This window comes from Oceanobacter kriegii DSM 6294, from assembly GCF_000422845.1.
Taxonomy (GTDB): Bacteria; Pseudomonadota; Gammaproteobacteria; order Pseudomonadales; family Oceanobacteraceae; genus Oceanobacter; species Oceanobacter kriegii.
On the sequence record NZ_AUGV01000004.1, the window covers coordinates 216,179 to 240,052 of the forward strand.

9 protein-coding genes are annotated in these 23,874 nt (G+C 55.9%); 4 read left to right on the top strand and 5 right to left on the bottom strand.

The window, feature by feature from the left end:
- Nucleotides 1-5: 5 nt before the first annotated feature.
- The 4 genes from G516_RS20940 (at nt 6) to G516_RS0103925 (ending at nt 8,930) form a co-directional block, all read left to right on the top strand.
- Nucleotides 6-1,625: an ArnT family glycosyltransferase gene (locus G516_RS20940; RefSeq protein WP_084644849.1), complete on the top strand. Its 1,620-nt coding sequence runs from the start codon at nt 6-8 to the stop codon at nt 1,623-1,625.
- The gene (locus G516_RS23705) at nt 1,615-2,409 is read left to right on the top strand and encodes a phosphatase PAP2 family protein (RefSeq protein WP_051218912.1); all 795 of its coding nucleotides are present in this window, start codon (nt 1,615-1,617) and stop codon (nt 2,407-2,409) included. Before G516_RS20940 ends, G516_RS23705 begins: the two co-directional genes overlap by 11 nt.
- A gap of 271 nt (nt 2,410-2,680) precedes the next feature.
- Nucleotides 2,681-3,892, top strand: a complete 1,212-nt coding sequence (gene fabB, locus G516_RS0103920) for a beta-ketoacyl-ACP synthase I (protein WP_028292559.1) — start codon at nt 2,681-2,683, stop codon at nt 3,890-3,892.
- Between the two features lie 157 nt (nt 3,893-4,049).
- Entirely contained in the window at nt 4,050-8,930 is a 4,881-nt protein-coding gene (locus tag G516_RS0103925; protein ID WP_028292560.1) for an ATP-binding protein, read from the top strand.
- 207 nt (nt 8,931-9,137) lie between these two features.
- Here the strand turns inward: G516_RS0103925 and G516_RS0103930 are convergent, their stop codons facing one another.
- The 5 genes from G516_RS0103930 to recC all read right to left on the bottom strand — a co-directional run bounded on the left by G516_RS0103930 (nt 9,138) and on the right by recC (nt 23,654).
- Entirely contained in the window at nt 9,138-10,256 is a 1,119-nt protein-coding gene (locus G516_RS0103930; protein ID WP_036534327.1) for a porin family protein, read from the bottom strand.
- A 202-nt stretch (nt 10,257-10,458) separates the two neighbouring features.
- Nucleotides 10,459-13,533: a DUF748 domain-containing protein gene (locus G516_RS0103935; protein WP_028292562.1), complete on the bottom strand. Its 3,075-nt coding sequence runs from the start codon at nt 13,531-13,533 to the stop codon at nt 10,459-10,461.
- A gap of 103 nt (nt 13,534-13,636) precedes the next feature.
- A complete protein-coding gene (locus tag G516_RS20950) occupies nt 13,637-15,991 on the bottom strand; it encodes an AAA family ATPase (protein WP_051218913.1) in 2,355 nt (784 codons plus the stop codon).
- Nucleotides 15,991-19,938: an exodeoxyribonuclease V subunit beta gene (gene recB, locus G516_RS0103945; RefSeq protein WP_028292563.1), complete on the bottom strand. Its 3,948-nt coding sequence runs from the start codon at nt 19,936-19,938 to the stop codon at nt 15,991-15,993. Before recB ends, G516_RS20950 begins: the two co-directional genes overlap by 1 nt.
- A complete protein-coding gene (recC, locus tag G516_RS20955) occupies nt 19,935-23,654 on the bottom strand; it encodes an exodeoxyribonuclease V subunit gamma (protein WP_051218914.1) in 3,720 nt (1,239 codons plus the stop codon). The genes recB and recC overlap by 4 nt, the downstream gene beginning before the upstream one ends.
- Between the last annotated feature and the right edge of the window lie 220 nt (nt 23,655-23,874).

Below are 23,874 nucleotides of genomic sequence, written 5' to 3' on the forward strand. Positions count from 1 at the left end.
ACCCAATGCGATTGCCCCTTCCAGCAGCCATGCCTTTTTGGCTGCTGCCCCTCATCGTGGTGCTGTTTTCATTGAACATGGGCGGCTACCTGCTGTTTGACCATGATGAAGGCGCCTTCAGTGAAGCCACCCGCGGCATGTTCGAGCGTGGCGATTTTATTACCACCTGGCTAAACGACCGGGTGCGTTTTGACAAACCCATCCTGATTTACTGGCTACAGGGCGTTTCCATGTCCCTGTTTGGCACCGAAGTGTGGGCATTCCGCTTGCCGTCGGTGCTGGCTGGCATCATCTGGTCGATGGCCACGTTCGTATTCGCACGTCACTACCTCAGCCGCGATACCGGCGTCGCTGCGGCGATGATCTGCGCCAGCGCATTGGGCATTAATGTTATTTCCCACGTAGCGACCGCCGATGCACTGCTGAATTCGGTACTGGCCTGCACCCTGCTGTTGATGTATCACCACAGTCGGCTGAGCCTGCGCGACCCTCGTGCCGGTAAAGGTGTGCTGTATGCGGTGTACGCTTTGATGGGCATTGGCGTACTGACCAAAGGTCCGGTGGCGGTTGCCATTCCGGGTGCCGTGGCGGTGATTTTCTATCTTTGGAACGGTCAGCGTGAGGCCCTGTTGCGTGCCTTGTTCTTCGTACCAGGCTGGGTACTGTTTTTGGCCATCGCCGCACCATGGTATGTGCTGGAGTACATGGCTCAGGGGCAGGATTTTATTAACGGCTTTTTCCTCAAGCACAACGTCAATCGCTTTAACAACGCGATGGAAGGCCACGGCGGCTCGTTGTTCTTCTACCCGCTGGTCTTACCGTTTGTTCTTGCCCCCTTTGGTCCACTGTTGCTGCGCATGCTGCCAAGCATCAAGAGTGTTACCTCTGATCCGCTGAATCGTTTCCTGTGGATCTGGTTCCTGTTTGTGCTGGTGTTGTTCAGCGCCGCCAGCACCAAGCTGCCGCATTACATTCTGTACGGCTGCACCCCACTGGTGTTGCTGATGGCCCGTCATCGCTTTGCTCTCAAGCGCCGTTGGCTGGTCGCTATTCTGCCTGCCCTGTTCTTTGCACTGTTTGCGATCTTTCCGCTGCTGTTGCCGACCATCAAGGCTAGCCTCACCAACCCGATCGAAATTGCCACGGCAGAACGTGCTTCTCACTACATTAATACTGCCTTTGCCATCAAGGCTGCGGTGCTGGGTCTGATCGCGGTTGGCTTTATTCTGTGGCGCAAACTGGCCATCTGGAAAGGGCTGTTTCTGGCGGGTATTTGTCAGGCCATTTTCACCTGGTATGTGTTTGCTCCGGCCTTCAGCGAAGCCCAGCAGCGCCCTATTTATAACGCCGCCATGTTTGCCCGCGAGCACAATCTGCCTGTAACCACCCTGTCGATTGATACTCCGAGCTTTAACGTTTACCTCGACAAGGTCACCCCTCGACGCTCAGACCTGCCCGCTGGCCGGGTTGGTTTTGGCCGCGAAGACCGTATCGACAATCTGTCCCAATACAATGTGCTGTTTCACGAAGGACCGATTATGTTGATTCAATGGCCCGATAGCCCGGCGATGAACCCAACCGATGCTGACCAAACACACCCAACAGGAGCCCCTGATGCGCACTGATCGCCTGACACTTGGCCCACAACAGGTCCCTCTGCTGGTTGCCGCCTTGCTGTTATTGGCCATGGCACTGGTGGTGTCGCTAAGCGACACCAATGCCGCCATTTTTCTGCTGCTGAACCAGGATGCCAGTGTGTTGCCAGATGGCTTCTGGGCCAACATGACCTTCACCGCCGACACCCTGTTCGGCGTTTGTTTGCTGCTGCTGGTCGCAGGCTTCCGCCCCCAGATTCTGGCGCCTTCGCTGGTACTGCTGATTATTGGCACTCTTTATGTGCAGGGCGGCAAAGCCTTCTTTGATGCCCTGCGACCGGCCGCTGTGCTGGTGCCTGACAGCTTTCACATCATTGGCCCCACACTCACCCGCCACAGCTTTCCGTCTGGCCACTCCTTCACGGCACTGAGTTGCTGGACACTGGTCATGCTGGCCATTTCACCACGTTGGCTGCTGCCACTGCTGGCCTTTGCCCTGCTGGCAGCATTCAGCCGTATCGCGGTGGGTGCCCACTGGCCACTGGACGTTCTGGTCGGCTCGGCTGGCGGCATCATCATTGCCTGGCTGTCGGTGTGGATTTGCCAGCACTTCGAATGGCCCAACAAGCCGGGCGTGATCCTGTTTACCGCCACTATTCTGTCATTGGCGGCTATTTATACGCCGTTCCACAACGACCCATACCCGTGCACCGGTTTGCTGGCCTCCGTTATTGCCATTTGCGCACTGATCAACAGTGCACGTGGCTTCTGGATTCCGGTCTTCAAGCGCGTCAAAACCGCGCCTTCGATCTGATCTCGAACAAAAACCGACCAGTTTCATGCCAATTACAGCAGATAAACGCTGACTGGCGTGATCTGTGTCGGGCTTTTTGAGTCGCGATTGACGATTCTCAGTTAAGAATATTTTTCTTTATCCATTTTTGCCGCCTGCTATATAGTGGACGGCGATTTTCAGTATTTTGAGCTTTTTCAGGGCTCATTACTTATTTTTGAAACATTAATTCAACGCGACGGTCGTACGATGTCGCGTTTCAGTCACTTAGAACAAGTTCAGAGATCTAGTTATGCGTCGAGTAGTGGTTACAGGTATAGGGATCGTTGGTTGCCTGGGCAACAATAAGGAAGAAGTACTGTCCTCGTTGCGCGAACAGCGCTCCGGTATCCAATTCATTCCTGAGTACGCTGAGATCGGTATGCGCAGCCACGTTGCTGGCCGTCCGAAAATCGACGTGAGTGAACACATCGATCGTAAAATGATGCGCTTCATGGGCGACTCTGCTGCTTACTCCTACTTGTCATTGAAAGAAGCCATTGCCGACGCTGGTCTGACTGACGAAATGGTCAGCAACCCACGTTCCGGCATCATCACCGGTTCCGGCGGCGCCTCAACCAGCGACATCGTTGAGTCTGTCGACATCCTGCGTGAAAAAGGCGTCAAGCGCGTTGGTCCATACCGTGTAACCCGCACCATGGGTTCCACAACCTCCGCCAACCTGGCAACTGCCTTCAAGATCAAGGGCACCAACTACTCCATGACCTCCGCTTGTGCGACCAGCGCACACTGTATTGGTCACGGTGCCGAGCTGATTCAATTTGGCAAGCAAGACATCATTTTTGCCGGCGGCGGTGAAGAAGAGCATTGGGCACTGTCCATGCAGTTCGACGCCATGGGCGCACTGTCTACCAAGAACAACGACAACCCAGCCACCGCTTCCCGTGCCTACGATGCTAACCGTGACGGTTTTGTAATCGCTGGCGGCGGCGCGATGGTTGTACTGGAAGAATACGAGCACGCAGTAGCCCGTGGCGCCACCATCTACGGTGAGCTGGTTGGCTACGGTGCCACTTCCGACGGCGCCGACATGGTAGCCCCTTCCGGTGAAGGTGCAGTTCGCTGCATGCAGATTGCCATGGCAGAAGCCGGCAACCCGGAAATCAACTACCTGAACACTCATGGTACTTCCACTCCAGCAGGCGACATCACCGAACTGAAAGCCGTAGCCCAGGCCTTTGATGGCAAGGTGCCACCGTTCAGCTCTACCAAGTCCCTGTCCGGTCACTCTCTGGGTGCCGCGGGCGTGCAAGAAGCCATTTACTGCTTGCTGATGATGAAACACGGTTTCATCACCGGTAGTGCCAACATCACTGAAGTGGATGAAGGCGCTGCTGAGTACGATCTGGTTCAAGAGAACCGTGAAGCTGAGCTGAAGTACGTTATGTCCAACAGCTTCGGCTTCGGTGGCACCAACGCCACACTGATTTTCAAGGCTGTCTAATCAGCAGCCAGGGGCAAGGGAAACCCGATCCTTGCTCCCTGACTTACCAGGCCTGCGACGGCAACTGAAAACATCGGTTGCCCAGCGGGCATGATTGGTTTGGCGGTATGCCAACCAACCTGGTCCGACGATCGGCACATTACGGAATTAACCCAACATGTCTGAACAAATTTCCAAACAAGTAGACCAGCTCTTTCAAATTGCCGAACAGCTATCGGCAGACTTCTCCCTGTTCCCTGAGTATGAAGACAACGCTGTTGACCAAACCGTAAAAGGTCTGGTTGCGCCTGACACCTGTGACACCGAATTGGCGCGTCTGAAAACCCTGAACATCGACGAATACATCGAACAGGTGGTTGCTCCTTCTGAAAGCAACAGCCGTGAAGGCGCCAAGAGCGTCGTCAAGCACCTGATCCTGCGTACCATCACTGAAGTTGAAGACGGCCCTCTGTACGCCTGTGAAGCCGACATGGACTTCAACGGCAAGGTACGTCGCGTTGCCTTCATCTGTCAGAACCGCGAAACCGCCAACGGCGTTTGGGGCCCTCAGCACCACAACCGTGCGGCTCAGCTGGTTCGTGGCTACGCCCAACGCTCCATGCCAATCGTTACCTTCATCGACACGCCTGGAGCGGACGCCGGTGAAGTTGCCAACGCCGGCAACCAGGCGCACAGCATTTCCCACCTGATTACCGAGATGGCCAACAACGACGTGCCAACTCTGGGTATTATCTGGGGTGCAGGTTACTCCGGCGGTGCCATTCCACTGGCCACCACCAACATCCTGCTGACCGTGCGCGACGGTATTTTCAACACCATTCAGCCACAGGGTCTGGCGAGCATTGCCCGCAAGTACAACCTGTCCTGGCAGGAATGTGCCAAGTACGTGGGTGTATCCGGTTACGAACTGCGTAAAGCCGGCATCATCGATGGCATCATCGACTACGCCCCGACCGACGCTGACGAAAAGCGTTTCAACCTGCACCAGGCCGTGGTTTCCGGTATTCAGTCCATCGAAGGCAGCGCCGTCGAGTTCGCCAAGAACAACGAATACATGCTGGACCACTACAAGACCTCGGTTGAGCGTTTCCTGAAGCCGTCTGACAAACTGCAAAACCTGCAGAAAGGCGCTAACTTCTTCGTAGCAGAAAGCCCGACTGAACACGTTAACCTGTTTGGTCTGACGTACCGTTACACCCGTTACCTGACCCTGCGTCGTCGAATTCACTCCAGCACCGTTGAAAACTACGGCCGTCTGGCTGAGAAAGAGATTCCGGAAGGTCAGCTGCAACAGCGTCAACAAGCCGAATCCAAGCGCAAGTTCCAGAACTGGCTGCAAGCGCCTGAGAAAATCGTTTACGACGACACGCTGCACAAGAGCTGGAAGAACTTCTGGAGCAAGTACGAAGACCGCGACGAAAGCCGTGGCACCATCGCACGTCTGTTCCTGGGTGAACCAAAGAACAACTACCTGAAAGCCAAGCAAGAGCTGTGCTTTAACCTGGGTCTGTACCTGTTCAACCGCTGGAAGTCCGACGCACCGGTTAACTTCAACGGTCTGTTGAACTACCTGGAAGACTACAAGCAGAGCCGCTTCCTGCTACGCGCTGCTGACGTTCTGGATACCCAGTCCGTTGCCCAGTTCATCGAAAACAACGCCCACCCACTGGCGGCGTACATTCGTGAACAACTGCCTCACGATGTTCATCAGGAACTGACCCAGGGCATGGAAAAAGAGAAGTCCAAAGGCGCTCTGAAGCAGACCATCGCGTCCGCCCTGAACATCGTCCTGAAAGGCGCTCTGGTTCCTGAAGCCATTCGTTCCGAGCTGAAGCTGTCTTCCCGTACCGAAGCATTGGCCAACAGCACCGACGCGGCGACCATCGAAGCCAACCGTCGTATTCTGGAAGAGTCTCTGGCGCCGTACATCCAGTTCCGTCAGGAAAACATCCAGAACCCACAGCATCCGGACATCACCATTCTGGACGCCATTCTGCATGATGAACTGCGTCTGGAATTCACCCAGGTGTGTCACAACATGCTGGTGTTCGGCAAGATGTACGACAACTTCATCAGCAACCTGGTGAACGTTGCCAAGGAAGCCAACGAGAGCCGCGCGCTGTCGCTGGAAAGCCTGAAAGCACTGTTGGAAAAATCCCTCGCCGAAGCGACTTCTGGCGACACCTACACCGAGCAAGAGAAGGAATCCTTCAACTACTGGTTGAGCTACTTCTGCAAGAGCGGTCAGCGTGGTGCCTTCCTGAAGTCCGTTGAAGAATGGAAGAAGCTGGCGTTCCCACGTCTGTCTGACACCCTGTTCGTGGTGATCACCTTCATTCTGGAAAAACTGCTGCCGGAATACTATTCCGCCGAGCAACAGGGCAAGGCCTACAACGGTCGCATCAACCCGGTAACCATTGGTCGTCGTAAAGACTTCTGGAACCGTCTGACCATGGCCTACCACGACTTGCTGATCCAGCAGGTTCTGGACGACACCAAGCGTCAGAAGAAGACCTCCGCCAATGCCATCATTGAGCGCTTCTTCAGCGATTTCCAGGAAACCAACGCCAACCTGATGTCGGCTGACCCGGTTCAATTCCCAGGCTTCCGTAGCTCCATCGAAGGCGCTCTGAAGAAAGACGTCAAGCCATGTGGTGTGATCACCGGTATCGGTACCATCAAGATTGGTGAGCGCGAACAGCAAGTCGGTGCGCTGGTATCCAACCTGGACTTCCAGGCCGGTGCCTTCGATATGGCTTCTGCCGAGAAATTCTGCAAGCTGATGGTGGAGTGTGCCAAGCTGCACCTGCCAATCGTTTGTTTCGTTTCTTCCGGTGGTATGCAAACCAAAGAAGGTGCTGCGGCACTGTTCTCCATGGCGGTAACCAACGACCGTATCACCCGTTTTGTTCGTGACAACGAACTGCCAATGGTGATCTTCGGCTTCGGTGACTGTACTGGTGGTGCGCAGGCGTCCTTCGTGACTCACCCGCTGGCGCAGACCTACTACTTCTCCGGTACCAACATGCCGTTCGCCGGTCAGATTGTTGTGCCTAGCTACCTGCCAAGCACCAGCACCCTGTCCAACTACCTGTCTGTTTCTCCGAAGTCCATGGACGGTCTGGTGGCCCACCCGTTCTTCGACGATATGGACGACCGTCTGCGCGCCATCGACCCTGACATGCCAACCGCACGTCACACCGTTGATGACGTTCTGGATCGTGTTCTGCAAGGTTACGTGACTGCCGAGCGTCTGATTCCGGACACTGGCAAAGGCGCCAACAGCGACAAGGTATTCGGTCCTGTCGACAAGGTGCTGGTACACGCCCGTGGTTGTACTGCCGTGAAACTGATCCGCAAGGCTCAGGAAAACGACATCAAGGTGGTTCTGGTTCAGTCCGACCCGGACATGAACTCCGTTCCAGTGGACATGCTTGGCCCTGAAGACCGTGTGATTTGTATCGGTGGTAACACTCCGGATGAATCCTACCTGAACGCCAAGTCCGTGCTGCGTGTTGCGCACCACGAAAACGTCAAAGCCCTGCACCCGGGCATCGGCTTCCTGTCTGAAAGCAGCCAGTTCGCCGCTCTGTGTGGCAACCACGACATCAACTTCATTGGCCCTGCTGTTTCCTCCATGGAAACCATGGGTAACAAGTCCAACGCGATTAACACCGCGATGCGCGTTGAAGTTCCGGTTGTCCCAGGCTCTCACGGCATTCTGACCAGCTCTGCCAACGCAGCGGCGGTTGCAGAAGAAATCGGTTACCCGGTACTGCTGAAAGCCGTACACGGTGGTGGTGGTAAAGGCATCCAGGTGGTTCACTCTGCCGACAAGATGCACACCCTGTTCCACCAGATCTCTACGGAAGCCAAGGCGGCCTTCGGTAACGGCGACGTGTACCTGGAGAAGTTTGTCACTTCCCTGCGTCACATCGAAGTACAGGTACTGCGTGACAAGCACGGCAACACCAAGATTCTGGGTCTGCGTGACTGTTCCGTACAGCGTAACAACCAGAAGCTGTTCGAAGAATCCGGCTCCACCATGCTGCCGCGTGAACTGGAACAGCTGTCCTACGACTACGCCACCAAGCTGGCCGACGCCGTGGACTACTTCGGTGCCGGTACCGTTGAATTCATTTTCGACCTCGATGCCAACACCATCTACTTCATGGAAATGAACACCCGTCTGCAGGTAGAACACCCTGTAACGGAATGGGTATCCGGTATTGATATCGTATCCACCCAGTTCAAGATCGCGGAAGGCGAATCCATTGCTGACCTGACGCCGAAGCAGAACGGTTACGCCATTGAAGTACGTATCAACGCCGAGAAGCCGGTAATCAAGGGTGACGAGCTGCAGTTCGTTCCTACTCCGGGCAAGATCCGCGAATGCGTACTGCCGGAAGAAGATTACATCGATCTGATTTCCATGGCCGCTGCCGGTAAGGAAGTATCACCGTTCTACGACAGCATGATCGTCCAGATCATCTGTTACGGTAAGGACCGTGAAGACACTGTAGCCAAGCTGCGTGAATACCTGAGCCGCGTGAAGATCACCGGCGTGTGCACCAACATCCCGACCGCCATGCGCATTCTGGATGATGAAGTGTTCAAGAACGGTGTTTACGACACTGGCTACCTGCCGAAATTCCTGGATCGCACCGACCTCAATGCCCTGATCAAGGACGTTGAAGAAGCCGCCGATCTGGCCGCTGACGCAGTAGATGCTTCTGAACTGAAGATTGAAGGTTCTGACGAACTGAAAGTTCTGTCTCCAACCACGTCTATCTTCTACGGCTCATCTTCTCCAAGCGAACCTGCGTTCGTGAAAGAAGGCGACATCATCGACGTTGAGCAGACCCTGTGTCTGATGGAAGCGATGAAGATGTTCACGCCGCTGAGCCTGAAGCAGTTCAACCGTGCTGGTGCCGAACTGTACCCGGCAGGCCAGAAGTTCAAGGTCACTCGTATCATGAACGCCGATGGCCAACAGGTGAACCAGGGCGACCTGCTGTTCGTTGTGAAACCGGTTTAATCCCGGTTTTCACTGCCTGACAAAAACCGGAGTGGTTCGCCACTCCGGTTTTTTTATGCCTGCCGTCCGGGAATCTGTCATTCAGGAATCTGCCACCGATATACCTGCACTGCACAAACCTGCACTGCACAAACCTGCAAGACACAAAAAAGCCCGATGCATCTTTCGATGCACCGGGCTTTGGCTATCCTGCGGATTGGCTATCGCTTAGAAGCTGTAGCCCAGACCCAGGTTGTAACCGGTCGCGTTCAGATCGCCATCCTTGTTCTGACGGAAGTAGTCCGCTTTCAGGGCAACGGTTTCGCTCAACCAGTAGTTAACACCGACGTCTTGCTGGGTGTAATCGGTACCCAGATCGGCGTCAGCCTGGTTGTCCCAACGGCTGTAACGGTAGAACGCACCCACATCGCCGACGCGGTAGGAAGGCTCGATGTACAGACCTTTCTGGGAAGTGGCGCCTTCGCCTTTGGCCAGACCCTGATCTTCAACAGCGTCAGACAGGGACCAGCTGGCGTACAGGGCACGCAGACCGAAGCCGTCTTTCTGGTAAGCGGCGTGCGCTTCAACCAGAGTACCGTTCACTTCTTCAGTACCCGCGCCTTGCAGCATGTCGTCCTGGCGTTGCAGGGTTGCACCCAGCTCCAGACCGGCAATGGCGGTGTAACGAATACGTGCGGTGTAAGCAGCCTTGTTGGCAGGTGCTTCAGCGACCTTCTTACGGCCCTTACGGATGGTACCGTCGGAAGTGCTCAGGCCAGAGTGCATGGCCACATCTACTGCCAAGCCTGGAGCCAGACGAGAGGTCAACATAACACCACCTTCCCACCAGGTCGTTGGGATGATGTTTTTCTCTACGTTGTTACGCTCAACACCGTAGAAGGTATCTGGTTCGTGGGTTTCGTTCAGCAGGCCAACCGGCATCAGGAACATACCCATTTTGACAGAGTTGTTGGCGTTCAGATCGTGCTCGATGAAAGCCTGTTCCAGCTCAACTTCACCTGGCTTACCGTCACCGGCCAGGCTGTGTTCCAGCTCCAGCTCAGCGAAGAAACGCGTGGTGTCGTTGAATTCCTTACCCAGGAACAATACGAAGCGGTGGTAGTCGATTTCGTTGTCGGTACCGTTATTCAGGTTTAGGTGGATTTCACCGTAACCACCCAGGCTCACACCGCTGTGAGCGCTTTCCTTGCTTTCCACCATGTCGGCAACGGCATTCAGTTGCTCACGCAGATCGGCGATTTCTGCTTTCAGTTCAGCATTGGTTTCAGCCATAACCGTGGAAGAAGCAGCCATTGCAATGGCAGCTGCCAGCATCGAACGTTTCATGATTTTCCTAACTCTTGTTGTTGTGTGTCAAAAACGTCAGGAAAGGTAATGCAAATGAGAAGGCACCTCAATGGCATTCTGGTACTAATTTGTAATAATTTCGTACCTGATAGCACTTATTTAACACACCGAAAACCAGTGTCCACAAATAAAAACGCCCGACCAGTTGGTCAGGCGTTTTCAGCGGGCAGTGGTACTGGCGTTAGAAACCCATCTCTACCCGGGAGTCCTTGCCTTGCTCGGGCGAACAGACAGTAATTCGACGGGACAAGGACTTGTCCTTGTCGTCCTTGAACTGCGACAACCAGTCCTTAACGTTTTCACCGCGTTGAATGCCAAGACCGAACCATTGATCTCCCATGGCGGCCGCTTCTTCCTTACTGACGAACGGACACACTTGCAGCTCCAGCGCCGTCTTTTTCTTCATGGTGGAGACAACTTTTTGCAGGTAATCCGTTTGTTCAGAGGTCAGATCTGACTGTTGTGGCTGATATTTCAGCGGCTCCAGTCGAATGGCAAACAGGGTATCGGACGCCATAGAGCCCAGGCTGATCAGCGCACCGTAAGGCTGAAACGCTTGCTGCAAGTAATACAGGGTGGCGGTACGCACCGCGGTTTTGGTCACCTGTTGCAGAATGTCGTTGATGCCGATACCCGGGTCGTTGATCGGACCGTCGATCGGGATATCAATTTTGAGGTTGTTGTTATCGTCTTTCAGTACCGACAACACGGTTTCAACCGGCATCGAAATTTGCTTGCTGACGCGGTCAATCCGCTTCTGGTTGGCTGGTTCAAACTTGCTGTTTTGCAGTCGCAGCGTCGCCTTGCCGTCCATCTGTCCCGCCACCACATCAACATTCGACTTCAACTGCAGCATGCCCTTTTGCACCTTGTAGCCAATCGCCTGAGACACATAAGGACTGAACGGTGGCAAGTTCATCTGACTGATGGAGAAGTTGAAATTGCCTTCAGGCAAACCGCCACTCAACCCCACTTTGGCATCCAGTTTGATGTCGTTGTATTTGTCGAGGCCCGCCAACACACTCACCGGTACACGGCTCTCCGGATTGCCCAACAGCTCATTGCTGTCGACCTGGCCCACGGTGAAGGTACGCAGTTGCAGAGAGCTGCGATGATTTGGCTGAATCGCCTGATCTTCAAACTCAATACGGCTATCGATGGCCGTGCCTGCGTTTTCAGTCAGCAGCTCAACCCCATCCACCCGAATCAGGATTGGCAAGGTTGGATTTACCGTCGGCGCGACGGGCCCTTCTGAGCTGCCCGTGCCGCCATTATTGGCTTTGGCACCGGCATCCGAGGCCACCGGCGTACCGGCAATGCGGCCGTCCTGCAAGCGCACCAGATTCATCTTCAAACCGGCAAACGTCTGTATCCCGGTGGTGAAGGCATCGCCATCGAAATAGGGCTTCGGAATCACATAGCTGGCCAGGCTCAGCAAAGGCCCCTTGTTTTTGACTGCTTCTGTTTCGCCGTCCGGGAATTGCGCCACCAGATTGCTCAGGGTTATCCGTTCAGCAGACTGGATATGACGGTCAGCGCTGATGCCCTCCACCGCCAGACTATCGAACGACAGCGGTGGCTGACCTTCTGCACGGCCCGAGAAGTGTTCAAAGACAACGTCGCCCACCAGCTGCGGCTGGCGACGCCAATCACGCAGCTGACCGTACCAGCGGAAGTTCAACGGTTGCAGCAGGGCCACGGATTGAGGCTCTTCGACTTCCAGACGCTGAACATCCAGACTACCGTTCAATTCAATCGGCAGATTCTGGGCGCTGTCGATCACCCCCAGATTCATGGCATCCGAAGTGATGTGCGCCACAATGCCAGACTGACGATAGCCGATGTCCAGCTGTTGAACATCCACTCCTTCGAGATGAAATTCCGGCAAGCCACCCGGACCAGTACCACGACGAGACTGGCTTGCTTGCGGGCTTACTTGTGTAGCTGTTTGTGTTGCTACGGAACTACGCTCAGCGGACTCACTGACACCCGTTTCACTGGAGTCAGTACCTCCGTTAACAGAATCCTGGGCATCCGCTGTATTGACCGATGCAATCACAAACGGCAGTTGATTCAGACGCTCGTCTTCCAATCGGGCATCAATCTTCAGACCCTTGATGGTTTGCTTGCCCAGTTGCAGCATCTGACCGTCGAACAGCGCCCGATCAAGCTGGTATTGCTCCAGCACAAACAGGTCTCGCGCCACCTGACGAGCGTTAGGAGAGGTAATATGCAGACCGGTCAAATTCACCTCGGCGGATGCCTGTTGTGACGCACTGGCCTCGATACCCTCCACCGAAAACTGATCGAATCCCAGCTCGATAGCATCCAGAGCCCGCAATTCCAGCCTTCCCAGTGTCAGGTCGCCTGCCACTCCCGGCGTGCTGTTCCACTGGGTAACGCGGCCAGACCAATCAACCTGAAACGGCTGTTCTAACGTCAGCTTCAACTCGGTATCGGCCGCCAGCGACTGCTGCAAGGTATCAACCAAGGCTTGTTGGTTGAGGCTGGTCAGAAGTTGGTCATCAAGCGCCAGGGATTCCAGCGCCACCGAGGTAGTCACATCAAATGACGCGGGGTTCTCGCTGTCGAAATTCGCCAGCGACAACTGTTTCAGGGTGGCCTTGCTACTCAGGCCTGGCTGCTGCCAGTTCAGGTTCCAGTCCGACAACGTCAGGTCATTGACCATTACCCGCCATGGCTCGCTTGGGCTGGTGGCGCCTGCAGTTGTTGTAGACGTCGCCTGCTGTTCCAGCGGCAATTCCAGACCCGCAAGGTGCAAAGTGCTATCGGCCATACTGGCTTGCAGTGTTAAGCCAGACACCGATACGCCTTCAATCTCGATGGTGCGGTCCTTGAGCAGGCCGGTATTCACATCCAACGTCAGAGACTGCAATGAGGTTTGGTCGCCATCCTTACCCGGGTGATCCAGCACAATGCCATTCAGCGCCAGCGTGCCGGACCACAGTGACAGCTGCCAGTCCGCCAGTTGCAACTGGTACTCGTCACCCTGCTCGGCGTACCAGTTCTTCAACCAGGAAATCGCCAACGGCGGTGCCACGTAACGCACCAGCGGAACCAGAATGATCAATAACAGCAGCAACACCAGCACGGTGCGGCCCAGCCAGAACAGGATGCCGCGTGGCGGCTTGCCACCCGGTACCGGTGCTGAAGACTGTGATGTTGAGTGAGTCCTGGTTTCACGGGACGCTACCAGCGGTTCGTTGATATCCGAATCGTCACGTTGGGAGGTCATGCAAACTCCGCATGTAAATATAAACAGTTAAATAAAATGCCCTGTCGTTCAGAGCCAGAACAGGACTTTTCCAAAGGGTAAATATGTCGGTTTTTGGCTGCACTCACCGATCTGACGCCCACAAAGCGTCACGCAAGCCACTGGCTCGCACTACCCGGCTCTTTAAACCGATATGCCAAACTTCGGGCTGGGTCAGTAACACAAAGCGTTCCTTGGCTCGGGTGATCGCGGTGTAAATCAGCTCTCGGGTGATCACTGGCTGCCATTGCTCTGGCAACAGCAACATTACCTGTTGAAACTCCGATCCCTGACTTTTATGGACTGTCATAACGAAAGAAGTTTCATGGCTGGGCAGTCGGCTGGGCAATAAAAAGCGAATTCCGCCTTCCCGTGCCTCAAAGGCCACCCGCAATTCTCCGCTGGTATCACGCACCACCACACCGATATCGCCGTTGTAGAGGCCGAGGTCGTAATCGTTACGGGTAATCATAATCGGGCGCCCTGCGTACCAGACGCTGTCTGACGCCCGATTTAGAAGCCCTTGTCGCGTCAGCAGTTGCTCAACATGGCGATTCAGATTCTCCACGCCAAATGGCCCTTGTCGCACCGCCACCAGCGCCTGAAACTCGGCAAACGCCGCCAGCGCCTCGGCCCCTGCCTGTTCCTGCTCCTGCATCGAACGCGGCGCTGCAACGGCAATGCGGCTGCAATAGTAGCGATGACCGTCCAGCAAGTCCGTTTCCCAGTCACACAGTTGCGACGCATCGCGAGGCATGGCGCCTTGATCATCATGCAAACGCAGCGACAACGCCTGAGGGTGACGACCGAACAGCTGCAAGGCAATACTGGAGCGCCCCTGATTCACCGCACTGGCCAGCTGGCCAATACCACTGTCGGCGGTAAAACGGCGTGACACTTTCAGTTCGGCAACGGCATTGGCCATATTAAATGCTGGCTGGTCGACGACATCTGTACTGGTTGCAGCACCGCTCATCACCGACGCAATGGGATCTGAATTTGAGGGAGGAAACTCCGTTGGCGCGGAATCCGGGACAAGGTCAGCGCTTGCAAACAGGTCTGCTGTTTCGAACGGCTGTAAGTGATCAGCGGAATCATCAGATACCCAACCGTTGTCTTCTCTGCTCTCTGTACTGTTCTCGAAAGTCGCCCCAGCACTGGTATTGGCAGGCAACTGCTGGCCGCACAATGCGCTAATCCGGGCGGCAAACTGCGCATCGGGCCAGCACTGGTTACCGGCATTACACAGATCTGCCAACACACTGCCGGCTTCCACCGAGGCTAATTGGTCCCGGTCGCCCAGCAAAATCAACCGCGCTGAAGCCGGAGTTGCCGCCACCAACTGATACATCATGGCAAGGTCAATCATCGAGGATTCATCAACCACAATGCAGTCATACGGTAAGGTTTGCTGTTCGCCGTAGCGGAAACCATCAGGTCGCCAGCCCAACAAACGATGAAGGGTAAAACTGGTATCCGGGATGGCGTCAGCATGAGCAACATCCCCACGCTCACGGGCAGCACGAATCGACTCGGTCATGCGGGCAGCGGCTTTTCCTGTCGGAGCCGCCAGGGCAATTCGAAGATCCGGTTCGGCGCTCAGCAAAGCCGCCAGCAAGCGCGTAACCGTGTGGGTTTTGCCTGTTCCCGGGCCACCTGTAATCACACAAAAACGCTGCAAACAGGCCGTTGCAGCGGCCACTGCTTGCCAGTCGGTCCGCTCCATTAGCCCCGCACTGGCGGGCACAGCCTGCGGCGGAAACAGGTCTGCAAATACCGGCGCCATGGCTGTCATATTCAGCTCGACCGGCAAAGCCAGTCGCTGGCGAATCTGCTGTTCGAGACCGTGCTGATAAAAGAAATAACGCGCCAGATACAAGCGTGGCTGCGGCCAGGTTTCCAGCACCAGCGGTTGGCCCTGATAAGCCGCCGTAACAGCATCCGGGCCAGCGGCGGTGCTGTTAAACACCGCCGGATGTTGCTCCAGCCAGCCTTGCCATTGCTGTGGTGTCGGCCAAAGCATATTCAGCGCGGCTATGGCGGACGGAACCTGACCAGAATTCGCGCTGGAAGTAGAGCTGGCCGCATCGACGTACAAGCCCTGCGGCAAAATGTCTTTCAGGGGGGACGTTGCCAGCGGCAGGCACACTTGTCCTCGCCCCAAGGCCCAGGATACCAAAAGCCCGGCCACTACCATTGCGGCATCCTGATCCTGGCAATTGTTATGAGCATTCCGGCTTTGCTGAGCTTCCTGACTTCTATTGTCAGGGCCGGACGACTGCGACTGATACAGAAACAGCTGTCTGGCCACTTGCCAGTCGATTTCCCGCAGCCGGTCGCTTTCCTGCAATGCCTGCCAGAGTGCCGCCATGGCACTCTGTTTCATGCTGATTTGCAGCCCATCGGTTTGCGGATGACGAGTTGATCCTTGAGACATCATTAGAAAGGTAACTCCCCTTGCTGACTGGAGTTCGTGCCGGAGTTCATGCTGAGGTTCGTACTAGAACCAGAGTTCATGCCAGAATCCAGACCAGTCGCTTTGCCCTCCACGGATTCCGTGGCAGGCAAACGCAACATGCCTCGCTGCCAACGGGCCAAATCGTGCGGGTCAATCGGGCTGAACCACACTCCCGACTGCGAATCACAGCCTGGCTGCATCCCCCGCAGGAACAGATAGAACACACCACCCAAATGTTGCGCTGGGGAATAATCCGGAACCCGGTGACGCAGGAACTGATCCAACGCCAGACTGTAAATACGAGCCTGCAAATCGTAGTAATGTGCAGCCATTGCCTGATCCAGCGCTTCACCCAGATAATCTTCCGGGTTGTCGCCCAGATAATTCGACTTGTAGTCCAACAGGTAGTAACGGCCGTCAACACAGAAAATCAGGTCGATAAAGCCTTTCAGGTAGCCATCCAGTGGCCGGAATTGCAGTTTGGGGCGTTGCATATCGGCGCTACGGCTGTCACGCAGCAAGGCATTCAGGCCATCGGCGAACAGATTGCCGACGGGCAGGCAGAACTCCATTTCATCCAGTCGCTGACGACTATCGAGCTGGTGCAGTTGGATGTCGCCGCTTAGCGGCGTGGTCACCACATGCTGCAACCAATCTGACAGCTGTTCGATTGCCTGGTGCTCTTCAATCGGGATCTCAGACGCTTCGTCAGCGTCAGAGGGCGCAATGGCCAACACGTCGTCCAGCAAGCCGAAGTGGCGCAATGCTTTCGGCAATACATCCCGTTGCAGCGCCTTGTTGTCGGTAAAATTCCAGTGTTCAAAAATGCTGTGCAAACAGGTACCGGCCTGAGAGCCACGCGGGAATTGCATGGCCAGATGTTGCACAAAGGCCTGTTGCCTAGCTGCCCGTTGGGCTTCAGCGGCCAGTTCGGCATTAGCCTCTGTCAGGTTGTTGCCAGCACCGCTCATGCTCTCGCCGCCAGGAATCACTCCTGCAGTGCCAGCAACTGGCAACCCGGCATTCAGCATACCTCTGGCTTGCTGCCAGCCATTGCCTTCGTCTTGTCGCAGACCACCTTCCTGGGATTCTTCCAGACCCTGCTCGTTGGCCACATCCTGCTGGCTCAAGGCGGTGAAACTGGAAACCCGCCAGCGGCGATCTATCTTGCGGGTAAAGTCAGCCGCTTGCAGCTGGGCATTGTCGCCCAGCTGTTCGGCGTATGCGCCTGAAAAAGCTGCTTCGTCTGGCTGCAGCTCAGGTGCCGGGCCAAGATACAAGCTGTCATCAGACAATTCAGCCAGCCCTTGCCAGCCTCGCTGCTGTATTTGCAATAACTCGCCAAGGGCCGACGACTGCAACACCGGCGGTGGATTTTTCGCACGACCGCCGACATTCGCCTTCGACAACCACACAAAGCAGCCCTGTTTCGGCCGGGTCAGTGCCACGTACAACAGACGCATGTATTCAGCCCGTTTGTCGCGGGCCGCCAGATCGCGTTCATCCCGACCGGCATCCAGGTTAAGAATCACCTGCTCGCCGTCAAAATAGCGCACGTCTTCAACGTTATTCAGCTTGGTCAGGTCTGCCCAGACAAACGGCAGGAACACCAACGGGTATTCCAAACCCTTGGATTTGTGAATGGTGACAATCGACACCAGATTGGCGTCCGACTCCAGCCGCAACTGGGCGTCTTCGCCGGATTCATTGGCGTCCAGCACCCGCTCACGGAACCAGCGCAACAAGGCTTGCTGCCCTTTCAAACGACGGCTGATCTGCTGCAACAACTCGCCCAAATGCAGCAAGTTGGTCAGCGTGCGTTCACCATCCGCCTGATGGCGAATGCGGGCGGCACGATCGTCCCGGGCCATCCAGTCCAGAATGGCAGCCATAATGCCGTTACGGTTCCAGCGTTCGTGGTAGTGATGCATCCACTCCAACTGACGTTCCAGCTCGCGTTCGTTCACTTGCAACTGGTAAATCTGGTGAACGCTAAAACCGTGCAAGCGGGTTGCCAGTGCATTGCGTAGCAAACGCTCGTCAGCCGGTTCCGCCACCGCGCTAAGCCAGTTCAGCAGCTCGACCGCAGTGGTCGATTTGAACACCGACTCCCGCGACAGCAGCACCGCTGCGATGCCTCGTTGCGCCAGCGCATCACGCATCATTTGCGCCTGGGCATTGGTTCGTACCAACACCGCCATGTCCCGCGCCTGAGCTGTCTGCTCACCCAACTGCGCCGCCCCGGCCAGCATGCGCTGAATGCTGTCGGCACAGTCTTCAGCACAGCGGCGTACACCGGCTTCCCGGGTTTCTTCTTCCGCCTCGGCATCAGAGGGCAGCCAGAATTGCAGTGGTGCAGCCGCCTCGCCGTTCAGTCGCAAAGCAGCATCGTCATGTTTACCAGCGGCGTTTACCGGAAAGAAAGGAATATCGTCATCAAACACAAATGGCGACGGGTGCTCATCGAACAGCCGATTCACAGCGCCAATCATGCGACTGTGACTGCGCCAGTTGGTATCCAGCGTAAAAATACGCTCTGGCGGCATCTGTCGACGGGCCTGAATGTAGGTAAAAATATCCGCCCCACGGAAGGCATAAATCGCCTGTTTGGGGTCACCAATGGCGGTCAGGCCACAGGCGGGTGCTGACTCAGCGCCATCCTCTGTATCAGCAGCCGTGGCATAAATGGTCTGGAAGATCCGATACTGCATCGGATCGGTATCCTGAAATTCATCAATCAGAGCAACCGGATACAAGGTTCGGATTTGCTGCGCCAGTGCGGAACCTTGAGCCCCTTGCAAGGCACTGTCCAGCAGCCGCAACAGGTCATCTGGCGACAAGGCACCGGCTTGCTCCAGCAGCTGGAAGTAGCGGGTTTTCACCTCATCAAACCAGGCTTTGGGCAGGGTTTTCAGTAACTGGTGCTGATACTGCTGCAATGGTTCCAGTGCACTGAGCAGCACGTCCATCGCATCGAAGAAATCGTGCTCTGGCGTGGTTTTGCCTTTGCTGGTTTTGACACTCAACTGGCGAGCGGTAAAGTTCTCGGCCTTGGCTGGCACCTTGAGTGAAAAGCCGCCATCAAACCAGCGTTGCAGGTCTTTCAGCCAACCAGGTATAGAAGCCGGTTTATAGCTGTTGTTGTTCAGCTGTTTGGTGGTGGCCGCTTCCAACAGCAAGTCGCCGATGCTTTGCCAGCCACTCGCCTGAGCCGCCGCCAGTGCTTTCTCGAACGCCTGTTCGGCTTCACGGGAGTCCGGTGCTTCGGCCGCAGGCACCGGTGGGACAAACACCGTATCCGGGCGCGAGAACCAGCCCCGAATCTTGCTCATCAGTTCGTCCGGCGACGGAAACACCGAACGGTACACCAGCACATCGGTACGCTCTGCCCGATACATGTGCTGACGCCACACATCTTCACAGGCCTGCTTCAGCCAGCTGGCGGTATCCATCTCCAGATCAGCGCTGAACATCACCCCACTGTCGAAGGCAAACTGCTTCAGCATGCGCTGACAAAAACCGTGAATGGTGTAAATGCTGGCGTCGTCCATCGCCGACAGGTTGGCCTGCAAGCTGTCGATCTGCTGTTGCAGCTGCTCGTCCGACCAGTCCAGCTGTTGTAACCAACTGGCCAGCAGCCCGTCTGTTAATGGCAGACCGGCTTGCTGACGCAGCAGGTCTTCCAGATTGCCGCGCAGGCGCTCACGAATTCGGCCACGCAGTTCTTCCGTGGCGGCCTTGGTAAAGGTCACCACCAGAATCTGATCACAACCCAACGGCGGCAAACCGGTGTTATGTCCCAGACTCAAACGACTGTACAGGCTGGCAATGGTAAAGGTTTTGCCGGTGCCCGCACTGGCTTCAATCAGCGATTGGCCGGTAAGCGGAAAAGTGGAAACATCCAGTGGAATGGCATTCATGGAGGTCATACTCCCTCCTGAGCCGCATCGGCGCGTGTTGTGTATTTCATCAAGGACGACATCAGGTGGTTATGACGGCTGACCCAGTGTTGCAGGTAGTCCGGTTTCAGCAGTGACTCCAATAATTCCGGCCGACAGCGTTGCAGTTCAGCCCCTTGCAACTCGCCAAAGTCGCTGGCCAATGCTTGCCTAACAAGGGTTAGCCATTCTTCGATCGCTTGTTGGTGTTCGCTGTCATCGTCGTTGGAACCGGCTGCGACGGCAGCAAGATCCACATCCGGCGTTTGTGACAGCAGGCTGAACAGCAAATCGGGGAGCAAGTCACCGGCCATCAGCCAGCTTTGCATCAGGTATTCGACCATTTCCAGCAACAGCGCCTGGCTTTGCTCTGGTTCAGGACAGCCCAGCTGGTATTCACATACCTCGCCGCTCTTGCGGTCCCCCAATCCCAGATAGCTGAGGTTGCTGACCTCACCGTCGGAGGCGAGATTGGCTAACAACAGTTCGGCCCAGGCATCCAGCAGATGACTGCCGCGCACGCTACCGCTGCGCCATCGAACGAGTGTTTTACCGGCCGTCATCGCCAGACTCTCGCCACTGATGGTCAGCTGTTCGTTGGCACTCAAGCGCTCATGGTTGCCGAACAAGGCCCGTACAGACGCAGGCAGTGGCAGTTCCACACGCCAGGAAGTAGCCTCGCCGACTTGAGGCTGTAGCTGCCGAATTCGCTGAACCAGGGGTTGCACCTCGGCTATGGCATCTTCAAGAGCCAGTTCTCCCAGCACATTGACGGGTAGCTGGCCGAGCGATTGCAGTCGCTGTAAACGCTTAAGACTATCGGGCTGCAAGCCGCAATCGGTTCCCGAGTCAGCGGCTACCTGAGCGATTTCCAGCCCGACTTCTTCATCGCGAAACAGATACTGCTCCAGCGTATCCAGCCGGAACGGTTCCTCGGTACGCTCTTCCTGCCAACGCGGTTGCAGGTCGATGCGCAAACGACGTTTGAGGAAGAACGTAGCACTGCTTTTCAACGCCGATTGAATGTCGCTCAGCTCCAGCTGCAAGGCCGACTGTGGATCGTCTTGCCACTCTTCCGGTATCGGCAAGGGTTTGGCAATAAACCGTTCAGGTTCAACTTGCATGGGGGCTGAAGCCACGGCGGCCCACAACGGGTGATAGCTTTGAATCGTGCGAGAGGGAATCTTGCTGTTCTCTTTAGTGCTGTCTTGGATCGTATTGTCCCAGGCCACATTGTCTTGAGCCGCATTGTCTGGAGAGCGCGGCAAGTACAGCTGCGGATTAAACGGCTGCAAAGGCAGCTCTTCCTGCAACCACTGACGCATCCACTGGCGGCTATCGGCATGAGCCGCTGGCTGCCAGTCCGACAGGCAATAACCATCACACAAGTAGTCGGTTAGTTCGCTGACCAATACCGAAGGCTGTTGTTCGTTATTCTCGCGCACACCGCGACCACGGTAGCTGATATAGAGTTTGTCCTGCGCCGAGCTGACGGCTTCCAGAAACAGGTAACGGTCGTCGTCCCGACGGGAACGGTCTCCCTGACGACGCTTACCCGCCATGATCAGATCAAACCCGACCGGCGTCACCTTACGGGGATAGTCGGCGTCGTTCATGCCCAGCATGCACACCACCCGAAACGGGATCGAACGCATCGGCATCAGGGTACAGAAGTTAACTGGCCCGGCCAGAAAACGTTGCCAACCGCCCTGCTGACCCAGTTCATTCACAAACCAGGCGCGTACCACACGAATCGACAGTTGCTGTTCACCGCCTTGCTCGTCGTTCACCAAACCACCCAGTTCCAGCTCTTGTTGCCAGCTCTGAATGGCATCCCGTATTTGTTGCAGGGAATTCTGTTGACGTTGCTGTTCGTAAGCGGATACCTGATCGGCGCGACTGAAGTCTGAAGTAAACAACTGCCGGGTGAGTTCGGACACCCGTTCGATCCATTGCAGCGCAGTCGCCGGTTTGGCCAGCGCCTGCTGCCAGTACTCCAGCGCATCAATCAATGCCAGCAACTTGCCGAGTAATTCCGCGCTGCTGCCTTCTACCGCCGAAACCGGCCAGTCACCCTGCCAGCCAGGCACCATGGAGCTGGACGGCAGGGTTTCCGGAATCATCAGCCCCAGCAACAACTGACGCAATCCCTTACGCCAGCTGTTTTGTTCAAAACCGGGCACGCCCAAACCGTTCCGTTGCTGGCGATCCAGCCCCCAGCGCACATTGGCTCGCTGCAGCCATTCCTTGATGGTGTCGAGATCGGATTCGGCAATGCCAAATTGCAAACGAATGGCCGGTACTTCCAGCCAGTCCTGTACTTCGGTCACCGTCATGCGGCTGTCTGGCAGCGCCAGCAAGGCCAAAAACGTGTCTAGCAACGGGTTTTCTGCCACCAGCGATTGGTCGGCAATGGCCCACGGGATATAGAGACTGTTGGCTTTTCGACTGACGTCGGCGCTGGCAAATACGGCATCAATGTAGGGTGCATAGGCATCAATGTCCGGCACCATCACAACGATGTCGCGAGGCTGCAAGGTCGGGTCATCAGCCAGCCAATTCAGTAGCTGGTCCTGCAAGCGCTGCACTTCCCGCAGCGGACTGTGAGCCGAGACAATACGAATGCTGTCGTCGCTTGCCTCAACCGCTTGTTTGAAATCACTGCTGTCTAACGCTTGCTCGGTAAAGGCCAGCTGCTGGCGGTCTTGCAGTTCAAGAATGTCGGCTTGCAGGTGCTGCAACAGGTTACGCTGGGGCTGCGGTTGAGGATCTACCCAGGCTTCAACGTCGAGCTCTAATTCGGTGTCGTGTACCATGGTCAGGAAGTCCCGTCCGAGCTGCCCCCAACTGGCCAACAAGGGATTACCCCGCTCCAGATAAGCGGCAGATTCTGGCGACTGGCGCAGAATCCGTGCCCGGCGTTTGTCGTCGACAATGTCGCCCCAGAAATTTCGACACGGGTTCAAGAGGAAAAAATGCACCTCAATGCGTTCAGAAATGGCATTCAAGACTTGCCAGTAACTGCCTGGCAACGCGGCAATACCAAACACAAACAAACGCTTGGGCAAACCCTTCAGGCGCTCCGGGTGCTGCCTGACCAAATCGGCCAGTTGTTCCATCAAGCGAGCACGGTGATCAAGGCTGTGCCCCAACTCACGACTGCGCTCCACCAGCGCCCGCCACACCACCGGCTGCCACGGGTGCAGGGAGATGTCGGCGCCCTCAATCTCGTCCTGCTGGTTCTCCCATGCCAATAACCAGTCGGGGCGATAAACCAGATATTGGTCGAACACGTCGGCGATGGTTTGTGACAACTGAAAACAGCGCAGTCCTTGCGGGTCGTCATCGAGATAGTGAGCAATGGCCGCACACGGGTGATCCGGGTTATCGCGGGCGGCTTCAATCAATTCCGGCAACAAGGTCATGAGCTTCCAGGTCATGAACGGCTTGTCGAAATGAGAGCGCTCCGGCAAATCCGGGCGAAGCTGGTTAAATACTTTCCAGACAAAGCTGAACGGCAGTGGAAAATCGACTTGAGCCGATACCCCAAGACCATCGGCGATGTTCAGTTTAAGCCAATGGGCCATGCCCTGACTCTGCACCAGTATCGCTTCCTGCTCGAACGGCGACGGAGGGTTGTGCTTCATCAAAGACAACAAAATGCCTTTCAGAACATCGAGGTCGTTGGAGTGGTAAAACTTGATCATGCCGTCCCTGAGCCCAGTGGGCATTGCAATAACACCGGGGCCAGCCTGAATACCCCGCTGCTCGCGCAGCGTTATTCAGATCAGTCCCCTAAGCAGAATGTGACGAGTTTAACAGTGTGATGGCCAGAATACTCTGCGATTGGCGATGACTGTTAGTTGGCTCAGTAGCGACTGATTCGCAGCTACTTTCTAATCCACCCCAATCCCCCGCCAATCCCCC